Annotated in this window: 10 protein-coding genes and 5 pseudogenes; 6 read left to right on the top strand and 9 right to left on the bottom strand. The window is 52.6% G+C overall.

The features are described from left to right. Positions 1 to 627 precede the first annotated feature (627 nt). Positions 628 to 1,614, top strand: a complete 987-nt coding sequence (gene mobV, locus R7070_RS13375) for a MobV family relaxase (RefSeq protein ID WP_000852935.1) — start codon at positions 628 to 630, stop codon at positions 1,612 to 1,614. A 234-nt stretch (positions 1,615 to 1,848) separates the two neighbouring features. Here the strand turns inward: mobV and R7070_RS13370 are convergent, their stop codons facing one another. Both R7070_RS13370 and R7070_RS13365 read right to left on the bottom strand, forming a co-directional pair. Continuing rightward, positions 1,849 to 2,070 (bottom strand): hypothetical protein, encoded by a 222-nt coding sequence (locus R7070_RS13370; protein WP_001251694.1) that lies wholly within the window; start codon positions 2,068 to 2,070, stop codon positions 1,849 to 1,851. Continuing rightward, positions 2,061 to 2,264, bottom strand: coding sequence for a hypothetical protein (locus R7070_RS13365; protein ID WP_000131876.1), 204 nt, complete (start codon positions 2,262 to 2,264; stop codon positions 2,061 to 2,063). Before R7070_RS13365 ends, R7070_RS13370 begins: the two co-directional genes overlap by 10 nt. Positions 2,265 to 2,600: 336 nt before the next feature. Here R7070_RS13365 and sul2 point away from each other — a divergent pair, with 336 nt between their 5' ends. Together sul2 and R7070_RS13355 are read left to right on the top strand one after the other, a co-directional pair. After that, entirely contained in the window at positions 2,601 to 3,416 is an 816-nt protein-coding gene (gene sul2 / locus R7070_RS13360) for a sulfonamide-resistant dihydropteroate synthase Sul2 (protein WP_001043260.1), read from the top strand. An 86-nt stretch (positions 3,417 to 3,502) separates the two neighbouring features. Further along, a complete protein-coding gene (locus R7070_RS13355) occupies positions 3,503 to 3,805 on the top strand; it encodes a phosphoglucosamine mutase (RefSeq protein ID WP_000251875.1) in 303 nt (100 codons plus the stop codon). Positions 3,806 to 3,980: 175 nt separating this feature from the next. Here R7070_RS13355 and R7070_RS13350 read toward each other — a convergent pair. The 4 genes and pseudogenes from R7070_RS13350 to R7070_RS13340 form a co-directional block, all read right to left on the bottom strand. Further along, positions 3,981 to 5,009, bottom strand: a pseudogene (locus R7070_RS13350) (IS91-like element ISVsa3 family transposase); the annotation flags it as partial. A 13-nt stretch (positions 5,010 to 5,022) separates the two neighbouring features. Continuing rightward, positions 5,023 to 5,358 (bottom strand): annotated as a pseudogene (locus R7070_RS26800) (toprim domain-containing protein); the annotation flags it as partial. An 82-nt stretch (positions 5,359 to 5,440) separates the two neighbouring features. Continuing rightward, positions 5,441 to 5,953 (bottom strand): dihydrofolate reductase, encoded by a 513-nt coding sequence (locus R7070_RS13345; RefSeq protein WP_086371372.1) that lies wholly within the window; start codon positions 5,951 to 5,953, stop codon positions 5,441 to 5,443. A gap of 345 nt (positions 5,954 to 6,298) precedes the next feature. Continuing rightward, positions 6,299 to 7,096: pseudogene (locus tag R7070_RS13340) on the bottom strand (IS91-like element ISVsa3 family transposase); the annotation flags it as partial. 132 nt (positions 7,097 to 7,228) lie between these two features. On the opposite strand from R7070_RS13340, the pseudogene R7070_RS13335 reads away from it, so the two are divergent. The 3 genes and pseudogenes from R7070_RS13335 to R7070_RS13325 all read left to right on the top strand — a co-directional run. Further along, positions 7,229 to 7,972: pseudogene (locus R7070_RS13335) on the top strand (DUF4158 domain-containing protein); the annotation flags it as partial. Positions 7,973 to 8,076: 104 nt separating this feature from the next. After that, positions 8,077 to 9,285 (top strand): IS4 family transposase, encoded by a 1,209-nt coding sequence (locus R7070_RS13330; RefSeq protein WP_072666889.1) that lies wholly within the window; start codon positions 8,077 to 8,079, stop codon positions 9,283 to 9,285. Between the two features lie 10 nt (positions 9,286 to 9,295). Next, positions 9,296 to 11,059, top strand: a pseudogene (locus R7070_RS13325) (Tn3-like element ISKox2 family transposase); the annotation flags it as partial. 52 nt (positions 11,060 to 11,111) lie between these two features. On the opposite strand, the gene R7070_RS13320 reads toward R7070_RS13325, so the two are convergent. The 3 genes from R7070_RS13320 to R7070_RS13300 form a co-directional block, all read right to left on the bottom strand. Beyond that, entirely contained in the window at positions 11,112 to 11,657 is a 546-nt protein-coding gene (locus R7070_RS13320; RefSeq protein ID WP_109376060.1) for a recombinase family protein, read from the bottom strand. Positions 11,658 to 11,948: 291 nt separating this feature from the next. After that, complete coding sequence (locus R7070_RS13310) at positions 11,949 to 12,713, bottom strand: IS6-like element IS6100 family transposase (protein ID WP_001389365.1); 765 nt, start codon at positions 12,711 to 12,713, stop codon at positions 11,949 to 11,951. 506 nt (positions 12,714 to 13,219) lie between these two features. Continuing rightward, positions 13,220 to 13,720 (bottom strand): GNAT family N-acetyltransferase, encoded by a 501-nt coding sequence (locus R7070_RS13300; RefSeq protein WP_000376623.1) that lies wholly within the window; start codon positions 13,718 to 13,720, stop codon positions 13,220 to 13,222. Positions 13,721 to 13,900: the final 180 nt, after the last annotated feature.

Below are 13,900 nucleotides of genomic sequence, written 5' to 3'. Positions count from 1 at the left end.
TAAGGGACTGCCGTCCCGCCGGCGCTTCGCTTGGCACCCTGCTGACGGTCGCTGCGCTCCCTTGGAGTTAATGCCTCGCCAGAGGCGAGAGGGTTTGTTTCCGCTGCGCTAGGCCCAAAGGGGCTTTGCCCCTCTGGACTCCCCACACTCGCCGCCGTGAGGCTCGGGGGCTGGGGCCTGCGGTCGCTGCGCTCCCTTCGTTCCCAACCCCAGAGCCAGAGGCTGGGTCGTTCCGGCAGCGTCAAGGGCGGGAGCGGAAGCCGCAGCCCTGGAGCGAAGCGGAAGGGATCGGGTGAGCACCCGGCGAAGCGAACCCTTGACGTGATGGAGTGACCCCCACGCTCAGGCAAGGGGGCAGGTAGAGCAGAGCGAAGCGGCGCGGCCACCTGCACCCCTGCCACGTGGCGAACGCGGGGTTTGGGGCAGCGCCCCAAGGTGTTCGCAACGACCGAAGGGAGGCGCAGGGCGAAGCCCGTAGAGCAAGGCCGCAGGCCGCTGCAACCGCGTAGCGGTCACGTACTTTACGGAGTAAAGTCTAGTGAGTATACACTTCAAAGAAGTGGCCCGCCGGAGGCACATTCGTACCTCGACGGGCTGGCAGCAATCTGACAGTGCGGAGGGGGACGGATGGCGTTTGCGATCATGAGGGCGAAGAAGCTCAACAGCATGGGCACGGTGGCGGCTGCGTTGCAGCACTGCTACCGCGACCGCGAGACGCCGAACGCCGATCAGGAGCGCACACCGGACAACGATCACCTGGCGGCCAGATCGACCGATGAGGCGATGGGCAAGCTCAGGGAGCGGTTGCCGGAGAAGCGGCGCAAGGATGCGGTGCTGGCGGTCGAATACGTGATGAGCGCCTCGCCGGAGTGGTGGCAGACCGCAAGCGCCGACCAGCAGCGGGAGTTCTTCAAGCGATCGACCGAGTGGCTGGCCGACAAGTACGGCGCTGAGAACGTGGTCACGGCCACGATCCACCGGGATGAGCTGACCCCGCACCTGTCGGCGTTCGTGGTGCCTCGGACGGCTGACGGGCGCCTGAGTGCCAAGGAGTTCATTGGCAACCGGACGAAGATGAGCCAGGACCAGACCAGCTACGCCGAACGGGTGGCCGATCTGGGGCTTGAACGGGGCATCGAGGGCAGCAGGGCCACACACCAGCGAGTTAAAACCCACTATGGGGCGATCCAGCAGGCAGGCCGAGACGTGCCACACCTGACGCCTGACGAGCTGAAACCCCAGAAGGTCAAGGGGGTGTCACTGGCCGAGAAGGTGTTCGGAGCCGTGGAGACGGTCGAAGGGGTGGCGCAAAGGTTGAACGCCAAAATAATGGGGTCTGTGCAGCCGATGGCCGAGAAAGCCGCTGTAAGCGCCCAGAACGAGCGAAGAGCCAAGGAGCTAAGGGAAACCCTAGCCCAGCAGCAAAAACGCTTACAGGCCCTTCAGGAGCCGTTTAAGGGGCTATCCAAGGATCAGGTAGCGGGACTGATCCGGCAGGCGGTGAAATTGCGGCAGGAGAACGAGCAGGAGAAGCAGGAGCGCGCCCAGCAGATCAAAGAGCGATTCAAGGCCAAGCGGGAACGGGAGCGCAGCGACCGCAGCAGGGGCCGTTAACCCTTTTCAACCAACTTTAACCAACCTTGAACAACCTTAAACCATTGTTTAACCAACATTAAACCACTTTCAACCAACCCTAAACCACTTTCAACCAACCCTAAGCAACCGGGGTGTAAGGGCTGGCAGTAATCGCGCGGATTTACAGGCACGTCGGATATGTTTACAAAAACTCCGTTTTTGACACATATCCCGTGCCAAAGGGTGCCCCTTTGAAACCCTCCAGCGCCCCGCTCAATCGCGGGGCAGGGTGACGCGGTGGGGTAGGTCGGGACTGGGGCCGTCCTCGTCCAGGAACGCCACTTCGGCGCGTTCCAGGGTGCAGCCATCGAGGTTCAATTCTTCCATGTCCTTGAGGGTGAAAACCCCCGCCTCCTCGCGGCTCTTGGTGTACCCGTAGCCCTTGGGTTTCCAGTACTCCAGACCTGTCTTGATGTAATACATGCTCATGGCCATACCTCGTCCTTGAGTTTCGATATAACGGAATCCAGCGCCGTTCTGGTGGTGCCGTCCAGCGTGTCTATACCCCTGTCGTAAGCCTCCAAAACAGCGGCCATTTCAGCGGCTGTGATGCTGATAGTGGCCGTGGTGTCCCTTACGATATGGGAGTAATCAGGCTTGCCGAAAAGGGCTTTGAGTGGATCTGTCATGGCTGATCTCCAAACATATCAAGCGTGTCTGTATCCCACTCTATTGTAAACAAGACATTTTTATCTTTTATATTCAATGGCTTATTTTCCTGCTAATTGGTAATACCATGAAAAATACCATGCTCAGAAAAGGCTTAACAATATTTTGAAAAATTGCCTACTGAGCGCTGCCGCACAGCTCCATAGGCCGCTTTCCTGGCTTTGCTTCCAGATGTATGCTATTCTGCTCCTGCAGCTAATGGATCACCGCAAACAGGTTACTCGCCTGGGGATTCCCTTTCGACCCGAGCATCCGTATGAGACTCATGCTCGATTATTATTATTATAGAAGCCCCCATGAATAAATCGCTCATCATTTTCGGCATCGTCAACATAACCTCGGACAGTTTCTCCGATGGAGGCCGGTATCTGGCGCCAGACGCAGCCATTGCGCAGGCGCGTAAGCTGATGGCCGAGGGGGCAGATGTGATCGACCTCGGTCCGGCATCCAGCAATCCCGACGCCGCGCCTGTTTCGTCCGACACAGAAATCGCGCGTATCGCGCCGGTGCTGGACGCGCTCAAGGCAGATGGCATTCCCGTCTCGCTCGACAGTTATCAACCCGCGACGCAAGCCTATGCCTTGTCGCGTGGTGTGGCCTATCTCAATGATATTCGCGGTTTTCCAGACGCTGCGTTCTATCCGCAATTGGCGAAATCATCTGCCAAACTCGTCGTTATGCATTCGGTGCAAGACGGGCAGGCAGATCGGCGCGAGGCACCCGCTGGCGACATCATGGATCACATTGCGGCGTTCTTTGACGCGCGCATCGCGGCGCTGACGGGTGCCGGTATCAAACGCAACCGCCTTGTCCTTGATCCCGGCATGGGGTTTTTTCTGGGGGCTGCTCCCGAAACCTCGCTCTCGGTGCTGGCGCGGTTCGATGAATTGCGGCTGCGCTTCGATTTGCCGGTGCTTCTGTCTGTTTCGCGCAAATCCTTTCTGCGCGCGCTCACAGGCCGTGGTCCGGGGGATGTCGGGGCCGCGACACTCGCTGCAGAGCTTGCCGCCGCCGCAGGTGGAGCTGACTTCATCCGCACACACGAGCCGCGCCCCTTGCGCGACGGGCTGGCGGTATTGGCGGCGCTGAAAGAAACCGCAAGAATTCGTTAACTGCACATTCGGGATATTTCTCTATATTCGCGGTTCAGCAGGCATGTCCCCTTTGAGGGCGACCCGACGACAGGATAATCGACCTTATGGTGCGCAAATATTTCGGCACAGACGGTATTCGTGGCAAAGCCAACGAAGGCGCGATGACGGCGGAAACCGCCTTGCGCGTCGGCATGGCGGCTGGCCGTGTCTTTCGTCGCGGTGACCACCGCCATCGTGTCGTGATCGGCAAGGATACGCGCCTGTCGGGCTATATGCTTGAACCCGCGCTCACAGCCGGTTTCACCTCGATGGGCATGGACGTATTCCTTTTTGGCCCGCTGCCGACAACGTATAGGAAGAATAAACGCCCTTTTCACCCAAGTCCAACAGCTTTGGACCGCAGTTGACTCTTTCGACACCCCTGCGATGCAACCCAATCCGGCTGACGGGGAGCCAGCAACGCTGAAAATTTACCCTCCTCTTTCCCACTAGCGGCTCCTTTTCCGACAACCAGCACGGCGGATCCCTGCCGCGGCGCTGTGAACGCAGCATTTTGATTGGTATCGTTGGCCTTCAGGCTCGTCAGTCAAACAGACCCAGGAGCAGCTCAGCCGGTGGCGCCCGGCTTTCGGGTAACGCCCTGGTCCCGCTGGTTTCGGCTTTGTGCTTCAGGTGATCAAGGATCTGCTTGATCACTATAGGGTCTTCAATGCAGGCGATGACTTTCATGGCGCCGCCGCAGCCGCTGCAGGTCTCGATGTCGATATTGAAAACACGCTTGAGCCGTTGCGCCCATGTCATCGACGCTCGCCGTTGTGCTGGTGTTGCCGGTTCATCAGCCACCCTGACCTTGTTGCCCCTGCCCCGTTTTGCCGGCGTGACCAACGCCCGGTGCCGACTGTTGGGTGCGAACACCCCGTGGAAGCGGGTTAGGTTGACTCTGGGCTTCGGTACCAGGGCGGCCAGCCTTGCAATGAAATCCAATGGTTCGAAAATGACGTGCGTGGTGCCGTCCCGGTACGGCGTCTTGAGCTGGTAGCGCACGTTGCCGCCTCGTGTTAACGACAGCCGCTTCTCGGATACCGCCGGGCGGCTGATGTACCGGCACAGCCGTTCGAGCTTCTTGCGTTCATCGGCCCTGGCCGCCACGCCGGCGTGCAGGCTGGACCCGGCTACCTTGCCAATCCCGTCACCGAACGGATCACCACTGGTCGGCAGAGTTTGCAAAGTGAACACCTTTCGCCCCGCCTGTGAACCGACAGCGATACGGTAAGTGATCGAGTGCCCCAGCAGGGGTGTCATCGGGTCGTCATCCACCGCATCCGAGGCCAGATAGCTGTTTTCGACATCCCGTTCCAGCAGGCCTTGCCGTTCCAGATAGCGACCCACCCGGTGGGCGATGGTGTGCGTCAGCTGGGTGAGCTCTGGGCTGGTCGGCGCCTTGACCCAGCGGAAACGCGCTGAGCCGTGGGATTGCTCGACATACACACCGTCGAGAAACAGCATGTGGAAGTGAACATTCAGATTGAGCGCCGATCCAAAACGCTGGATCAGGGTGACCGCGCCCGTCTTGGCCACTTGGTGGGTATGGCCCGCTTTCTTGACCAGGTGCCAATACCCATCTTTGTATCAACTCCCCTTCCTGCCCGGCATCCCCGCAATTGATGACTTCAGAACAAGATGCTACCAATTTTTCAATAACAGCAAATTGCCTTTTTACTCCATCGTTATCAATTAGTTTAATGCCAAATTTTTTAGGTACAATTGGCAGATCTTCCAATTTCCAGTATTTCCAATTTTCTTTGTAATCATGGGGTTCATTCAATGTACACAGATGGCCAAAAGTCCAGGTTACCCAATAGCCATTTCCTTCATAAAAGCCGTTGTTGCGTTGTTTTGCACCAATTACTTCGGCAATATCTTTTGCCACAGAAGGTTTTTCAGCTATACATAAAATCATAAGGAGGCAAAGTTAGTAAGGTCGTTGAAGTTTTGAAACCGTTACATACAAAACATTTCAACAAAAACAGTAAGTTTTAGAGTTATTTACGTGTATATTTTTTTATTTCAAAAGCAAAAGCGTGTTTTTCATCAATACCCTGTTTCAGTACAGTTTCACTATTCCACTCAGATTCAGAAAATTTAGGAAAAAAAGTATCTGCGTCAAACACTCCATCTACTTGTGTGATATACATTTCTTGAAGGATGTTTCGCTGCATAACTTCTGCATAAATTTGTCCCCCACCAATGATGAAAACAGTTCTTTCGGTTTCATTTTTATAGAACTCTAAACATTCAGTAAGTGAAAAAAAGACATGAGCTCCTGGTGCTTGATAGCCGATTTGGTGAGTTAAAACGGCATTTTCACGATTTGGCAAGGGTCTAAATTTCTCAGGAATAGATTCATAATTTTTACGTCCGGTTATTACTACATGACCTGTTGAAGTTTCTTTAAAGAATTTCATATCAGCCGGCAATTTCCATAACAAATCGTTGTCTTTACCAATGCCAAAATTTTTATCCATGGCAACAATTAATGATAGTTTCATAATGATCGGTATTGAATAATTAATTTTTTATTTGAGGCATTAAGCACATGCAATAATTTCTCAATTGGTTTTTTCACCTTTTCTTTCAAATGTAACTCATCTGCAGTTTGAATCATACGTATAGGAAGAATAAACGCCCTTTTCACCCAAGTCCAACAGCTTTGGACCGCAGTTGACTCTTTCGACACCCCTGCGATGCAACCCAATCCGGCTGACGGGGAGCCAGCAACGCTGAAAATTTACCCTCCTCTTTCCCACTAGCGGCTCCTTTTCCGACAACCAGCACGGCGGATCCCTGCCGCGGCGCTGTGAACGCAGCATTTTGATTGGTATCGTTGGCCTTCAGGCTCGTCAGTCAAACAGACCCAGGAGCAGCTCAGCCGGTGGCGCCCGGCTTTCGGGTAACGCCCTGGTCCCGCTGGTTTCGGCTTTGTGCTTCAGGTGATCAAGGATCTGCTTGATCACTATAGGGTCTTCAATGCAGGCGATGACTTTCATGGCGCCGCCGCAGCCGCTGCAGGTCTCGATGTCGATATTGAAAACACGCTTGAGCCGTTGCGCCCATGTCATCGACGCTCGCCGTTGTGCTGGTGTTGCCGGTTCATCAGCCACCCTGACCTTGTTGCCCCTGCCCCGTTTTGCCGGCGTGACCAACGCCCGGTGCCGACTGTTGGGTGCGAACACCCCGTGGAAGCGGGTTAGGTTGACTCTGGGCTTCGGTACCAGGGCGGCCAGCCTTGCAATGAAATCCAATGGTTCGAAAATGACGTGCGTGGTGCCGTCCCGGTACGGCGTCTTGAGCTGGTAGCGCACGTTGCCGCCTCGTGTTAACGACAGCCGCTTCTCGGATACCGCCGGGCGGCTGATGTACCGGCACAGCCGTTCGAGCTTCTTGCGTTCATCGGCCCTGGCCGCCACGCCGGCGTGCAGGCTGGACCCGGCTACCTTGCCAATCCCGTCACCGAACGGATCACCACTGGTCGGCAGAGTTTGCAAAGTGAACACCTTTCGCCCCGCCTGTGAACCGACAGCGATACGGTAAGTGATCGAGTGCCCCAGCAGGGGTGTCATCGGGTCGTCATCCACCGCATCCGAGGCCAGATAGCTGTTTTCGACATCCCGTTCCAGCAGGCCTTGCCGTTCCAGATAGGGGTTCTAGGGATTTTCCCCTCTAAAGTAACATAAATCGCCATACTCACCATATTTAAAGGCATACAAAGGTGGGTTACTTCTCCAAAGTATGGCAAATTATGAGGTTAACAACCCCTTAAACTTAATTTAATTAAAAACGAACTATCAATTCTTACCAAAGCTGAGCAGCTTGATCTATATTCTCCGCCGCTATTATCACTTGAACAACAACGATTGTATTTTACGCCAAACGAGATCGAGTTAACAGAGTTGAAAAGTATTCGCCTAAGGAACCACCGATGCTATTTCATTGCGTTATTAGGGTATTTTAAGTCTAAGCCTGTGATTCTTTCACCTAGCTTTAACCTCATCTTTGACGATATGCAGTTTATTTCAACGCAAGTTCAAGGAGGCAAAGGGATCAGGCCTTTCAGCATTAATAAGATGCAGCGTGACCGTATATATCAAAGAATACTGAGGTTATTAAACTATCAGAAATGGGACGAAAGTCTGCACTTTGCGCCGCTGTACGAACATCTTGTTATGGTCGGCAAAGCTTGGCTTGAGCCTCGTTATCTATTCGATGCAGCCGCTGAATATCTAGCAACGCATAGAATTGCCATCCCTAAATATACTGTCTTACAAAAGCTTATCAGTCGTGTTATCCAACAGGTCAAGAAGGCGTTAAATAATAAGCTTCGTATTCATGTTTCATCTGAACTACACGGATTTCTAAATACTATTATCGATGACAAAGATGGGCTCTCCTTAAGCCAGCTTCGAGCCGGTGCAAAAAGCGTTATGGTGACAGAGCTAAAAAAAGAACTGACGGTGTATCATCAGTTACAGCCTTATACAAGACAGATTGATAATGCTGTTAAGGGCTTAGCCCTGAGGAATCCCCTAATGATTTTGATAAAAATCATAAATTTAAGGTAGATGCACATCTTGTCATGTGATCAAATGGTTCTGCGAAAAATCAATAACCAGACAACAAGATGTGCGAACTCGATATTTTACACGACTCTCTTTACCAATTCTGCCCTGAATTGCACTTAAAACGACTCAACAGTTTAACGCTGGCTTGCCACGCATTACTTGAATGTAAAACGCTCACTCTTACCGAACTTGGTCGTAACCTGCCAACGAAAGCCAGAACAAAACATAACATCAAACGAATCGACAGATTGTTAGGTAATCGTCACTTGCACAAAGAGCGACTCGCTGTATACCGTTGGCATGCCAGCTTTATCTGTTCAGGTAATTCGATGCCCATTGTTCTTGTTGACTGGTCTGATATTCGTGAGCAAAAACGGCTTATGGTATTGCGGGCTTCGGTGGCACTACATGGTCGTTCTATTACTCTTTATGAGAAAGCGTTTCCGCTTTCAGAGCAATGTTCAAAGGCGGCTCATGACCAATTCTTAGCCGACCTCGCAAGCATTCTACCGAGTAACACTACACCGCTTATTGTCAGTGATGCAGGCTTTAAAGTGCCATGGTATAAATCCGTTGAAAAGCTAGGTTGGTACTGGTTAAGTCGAGTGAGAGGGAAAGTGCAATATGCAGATTTAGGTGCGGAAAACTGGCAACCTATCAGCAACTTACATGGCACCTCTTCAAGTCGAACAAAAACTTTAGGCTATAAGAGGTTGACTAAGAGCAACCCAATCTCATGTCAAATTGCACTGTATAAATCACGTCCTAAAGGCCGAAAAAATCAGCGTTCGACACGGACCAATTGTCATCATCCATCACCTAAAATCTACTCCGCTTCGACAAAAGAACCATGGGTTTTAGCGACTAACTTGCCCGTTGAAACTCGAACACCCAAGCAACTTGTTAAGATCTACTCAAAGCGTATGCAGATAGAAGAAACCTTCCGAGACTTAAAAAGCCAAGCATACGGTCTAGGACTCCGACATAGCAGAACTAGCAGCCCAGAGCGCTTTGATATCATGCTACTGATCGCCCTAATGCTTCAACTGACATTTTGGCTTGTTGGCGTACATTCACAGAAACAAGGTTGGGATAAACACTTCCAAGCAAACACTGTCAGGAATCGAAATGTACTCTCAACAGTGCGCTTAGGCATGGAAGTGTTGCGGCATTCTGGCTACACAATAACGAGGGAAGACTTGCTCGTAGCTGCAATCCTGCTTGCTCAAAATCTATTCAAACATGGTTGCGCTTTGGGGAAATTATGAGGGGATCCCTCAGTGCCAAGCAGGTAAAGGCTCAGAAGCATTAGTGACCCAGCTCAAAACCACAAAAACAGAACTATTAGCAGGTAATACATTGCAAACAATGGATAGTACACTTATCCAACAAAAACATCGTCCATGGTTAATTAACAAGGATGTTGTTCATCCACAGCGATACGAATGGTTGCTTTACCGTCAACTGGCTTCTCGGCTTAATGGTCGAATTTACTTATCAAACGTCACTAAATATCGTGCGCTAGAAGACGACTTAATTGCATCGTCAATACAGCCTGATCTATTGGCATCATCAACATTGGAAAAGCTAAAGCAGCCGATTCAGAAGCTACTGCAAGTAAAACAAATACGCTTAACAACATCCCTAGAAGATGTTGCTCGTCACATTGATAATGGTGATAACCGCAATGTGATCATGAAGAGCCGAAGTGGCACACGATGGCGACTGCCAGTTAAAGGCTCCCAATCACTTGTCAACAACCCTTTCTTTAAACAAATGATCCCCGTCAGTATTGCTGATGTGTTGCGTTATGTTGAACAAGAAACCAACTTTATGCAATGCTTCGCACACGTGCTGCCAATACAAAAACAAGTAGGCGCCAATCAGGATGATTTATTGGCTATTCTAATTGCGAATGCGACACATCGCGGCGTATATGGGATGGCACAAATATCTGATCGCAGTTATGAGCATCTAAGCACTATACAAGCTAATTATATTAGGCCTGAAACCTTGCAAGAGGCTAGTGATATCATCAATAACGCAGTAGCGGCACTCCCTATTTTCCGCCACTATCACATCCAAGAAGACGTCCTGCACGCCAGTACCGATGGGCAAAAATTTGAAACTCACCTTGAGACTTTTAAAACTCGCTACTCCTCGAAATACTTCGGCACCAACAAAGGTATTACGGCCATGACGTTAGTTGCCAATCATAGTGCGTTAAATGCCCGTATCATAGGATCTAATGAGCATGAGTCCCATTATATTTACGACTTACTACAATCTAATACTAGTGATCTTAAGCCAGATGTCCTCTCAACCGACACCCATGGTGTTAATCATGTTAATTATGCCTTATTGGATTTATGCGGTTATAGTTTTGCGCCTAGGTATGCTCAGTTCACCAGTGTGATCAATGACCTATTTAACGTAACTGAAAGCGACGACGGAAACACGCATCTGGCGCTGAAAAAGCCGATAAAAATGAATGTGATTGAAGAAGGCTGGCAGGATATTCAGCGTATTGTGTTATCCCTTCAAGAAAAACGCACAACACAGGCATTGCTAGTACGCAAATTATCTGGTTATCCATCTAGACACCCTATATTACAAGCATTAACGGAATATAATAGGCTCATCAAAGCCCAATATTTACTTGATTATATTGATGATGCAAGTCTGCGCCAATATGTTCAACGAGCACTGAACCGAGGCGAAGCCTGGCATTTCCTCAGGCGAGCTATTGCATCGGTCAATCGTGACCAGTTCCGTGGAAAAAACGAATCAGAAATAGTCGTCTGGAACGAGTGTGCCCGTTTGACGGCAAATGCTATTATCTACTTTAACTCGATGATCCTAAGTCATCTATTACTGCACTTTGAAGAAGTTGGTGACGAGGAAAAAGCAGCAATAACTCGACAAGTATCACCCGTTGCATGGCAGAACATTAATCTGAGCGGCACTTATCAGTTCGCTAGTAACCGCAAACTACCTGATTTACAGGAAATAACTAGGCCTATTGTTGAAAATGAAGTCTAAAATGAAAGGTAACCCAGCTCCACAAGCCATTAACTGCGAGGGTTGTGGCGATTTATGTTACTTTAGAGGGGAAAATCCCTAGAACCCCAAAGTGTTTTGCAACTTCAGCTTTCGTTATCTCTACATCCGACAGCATGGCCCTTGCCTTCCTGGCGTCTTCATCTGACATGGCCAAGGGTCGCCCACCGCGTCGCCCTCTTGCCCTTGCTGCCTCCAACCCGGCCCGTGTGCGCTCTTGCAGTCGTGCGCGTTCGTATTCAGCCAAGGCCGCAAACACATGGAACACTAGAGCCCCGTTCGCCGTTGTGGTGTCTATGTCTGATTGGGTTAGGGAGCGGAACCCGATCCCCTGGCGCTTCAACGAGCTGACTATCTCGATCAGGTCTTTGATGCTCCTTCCCAGTCGGTCTAAGTGCCACACAATCAACGTATCCCCTTCCCTCAAGGTATCTAGGCACCGTTCAAGCTCTGGGCGTTCTGTGCTGGCCCCTGATAGCTTCTCAACGTAAACGCGCTGACACCCGGCCTTGTCCAGGGCGTCCAGTTGCAGCGCCGTTTCTTGCTTGTCCCTTGATACCCTGGCGTAACCTATCAGCATGTAACCTCCAAAAAACGCGCCTTTTCTTTCCTTGATATTTTGACGGGTTATTTTACGTGAAAAGCGGCAGGATCGGGGAGGTGGCTGTCATTTTCAGAAGACGACTGCACCAGTTGATTGGGCGTAATGGCTGTTGTGCAGCCAGCTCCTGACAGTTCAATATCAGAAGTGATCTGCACCAATCTCGACTATGCTCAATACTCGTGTGCACCAAAGCGAGGTGAGCATGGCGACGGAGGCTCTGTTGCAAAGATTGGCGGCAGTCAGAGGTAGGCTGTCGCTCTGCGCCGATCAGGCGGCTGCTGCGAAATGGTGGTTGAGCATGCCCATGGCCTCCGTCAGCGCCGAGGGCCCAATGCCAAAAGCTCTCTCCACAAGGCGCACCTCGCCCCTGATGCCGGGCTGCAGGCACCAGGGGCGAGCCTGTCCTTTGCGCAGGGCTCGCATGACTTCGAATCCCTTGATCGTGGCATAGGCCGTGGGGATCGATTTGAAACCGCGCACCGGCTTGATCAGTATCTTGAGCTTTCCGTGATCGGCCTCGATCACGTTATTGAGATACTTCACCTGCCGGTGGGCCGTCTCCCGGTCCAGCTTTCCTTCGCGCTTCAATTCGGTGATCGCTGCACCATAGCTCGGCGCTTTGTCGGTATTGAGCGTGGCAGGCTTTTCCCAGTGCTTCAGGCCTCGCAGGGCCTTGCCCAGGAACCGCTTCGCTGCCTTGGCGCTGCGGGTCGGCGACAGGTAGAAATCGATCGTGTCGCCCCGCTTGTCGACTGCCCGGTACAGGTAGGTCCACTTGCCCCGCACCTTGACGTAGGTTTCATCCAGGCGCCAGCTCGGATCAAAGCCACGCCGCCAGAACCAGCGCAGCCGCTTCTCCATCTCCGGGGCGTAGCACTGGACCCAGCGATAGATCGTCGTATGGTCGACCGAAATGCCGCGTTCCGCCAGCATTTCCTCAAGGTCGCGATAGCTGATCGGATAGCGACAATACCAGCGCACCGCCCACAGGATCACATCACCCTGGAAATGGCGCCACTTGAAATCCGTCATCGTTCCGTCCGTCCAATCTCCGCCAAGCATGCTCAAGCTTCACGATTTTTGCAACAGAGCCCACACGAGTATTGAGCATAGTCGAGATTGGTGCAGATCACTTCTGATATTGAACTGTCAGGAGCTGGCTGCACAACAGCCATTACGCCCAATCAACTGGTGCAGTCGTCTTCTGAAAATGACATTTGGTATCTCTCATAAACGGATGTTTTTGAGAGAACTATCTTCGGCCTTCACACGCACGAAAGGCGGCGAAGCTCCGCCGTTAATCCGTCCGCCGGAGATCTCGCCCAGGCAGGCTGAAGGCCGAGCAAGCCTGACAGGCCCGAAAAGCCCGGCACGGGCGTCGGCGGCGATGACGGCGGCGGCATTATCCAGGGTTGATGATGGAAGTGGAGGATATCGACAACCTCTCGCGCAACCAAGACATCGCGGTCGGACTGCAAGTGATCTTGAAGCCACGGGCCCGTCCCACCCCGACATGGACCTCGATGCCCGAACGGACGTTAGATTTCGAGTTCTAGGCGTTCTGCGATGAAGGTTGGATCCCAGCCGGGATTGAAAGTGTCGACGTGGGTGAATCCGAGCCGCTCGTATAGGCCACGCAGGTTCGGGTGGCAGTCGAGCCGCAGCTTGGCGCACCCCTGCGTTCGCGCGGCATGGCGGCAAGCCTCGATCAGCGCGGAGCTGACACCCCGGCCCGCATGTGTCCGTCGCACCGCGAGCTTGTGCAGATATGCGGCCTCCCCCTTGAGGGCGTCGGGCCAGAACTCGGGATCCTCGGCCGACAAGGTGCAACAGCCGACGATGCCGTCGCTGCAACTCGCGACTAGGAGCTCGGATCTCAGGACGAAGGTCTCCGCGAATGTCCGGTCGATCCGCGCGACGTCCCAGGCGGGCGTTCCCTTGGCGGACATCCACGCCGCAGCGTCGTGCATCAGCCGCACAACCTCGTCGATATCACCCGAGCAGGCGACCCGAACGTTCGGAGGCTCCTCGCTGTCCATTCGCTCCCCTGGCGCGGTATGAACCGCCGCCTCATAGTGCAGTTTGATCCTGACGAGCCCAGCATGTCTGCGCCCACCTTCGCGGAACCTGACCAGGGTCCGCTAGCGGGCGGCCGGAAGGTGAATGCTAGGCATGATCTAACCCTCGGTCTCTGGCGTCGCGACTGCGAAATTTCGCGA

Origin of the sequence: Vibrio sp. 1557, from assembly GCF_033340175.1 — a bacterium.
GTDB classification, from domain to species: domain Bacteria; phylum Pseudomonadota; class Gammaproteobacteria; order Enterobacterales; family Vibrionaceae; genus Vibrio; species Vibrio alginolyticus.
The sequence above is the reverse complement of the archived record's forward strand: the minus strand, read 5'-3'. Positions and strand labels throughout refer to the sequence as shown.

Bases quoted from the DNA above. Each gene is read 5' to 3' on its own strand.
- mobV (WP_000852935.1), top strand. From the start codon at position 628: ATGGCGTTTGCGATCATGAGGGCGAAGAAGCTCAACAGCATGGGCACG.
- R7070_RS13370 (WP_001251694.1), bottom strand. From the start codon at position 2,070: ATGGCCATGAGCATGTATTACATCAAGACAGGTCTGGAGTACTGGAAA.
- R7070_RS13365 (WP_000131876.1), bottom strand. From the start codon at position 2,264: ATGACAGATCCACTCAAAGCCCTTTTCGGCAAGCCTGATTACTCCCAT.
- sul2 (WP_001043260.1), top strand. From the start codon at position 2,601: ATGAATAAATCGCTCATCATTTTCGGCATCGTCAACATAACCTCGGAC.
- R7070_RS13355 (WP_000251875.1), top strand. From the start codon at position 3,503: ATGGTGCGCAAATATTTCGGCACAGACGGTATTCGTGGCAAAGCCAAC.
- R7070_RS13330 (WP_072666889.1), top strand. From the start codon at position 8,077: ATGTGCGAACTCGATATTTTACACGACTCTCTTTACCAATTCTGCCCT.
- R7070_RS13320 (WP_109376060.1), bottom strand. From the start codon at position 11,657: ATGCTGATAGGTTACGCCAGGGTATCAAGGGACAAGCAAGAAACGGCG.
- R7070_RS13310 (WP_001389365.1), bottom strand. From the start codon at position 12,713: ATGACGGATTTCAAGTGGCGCCATTTCCAGGGTGATGTGATCCTGTGG.
- R7070_RS13300 (WP_000376623.1), bottom strand. From the start codon at position 13,720: ATGGACAGCGAGGAGCCTCCGAACGTTCGGGTCGCCTGCTCGGGTGAT.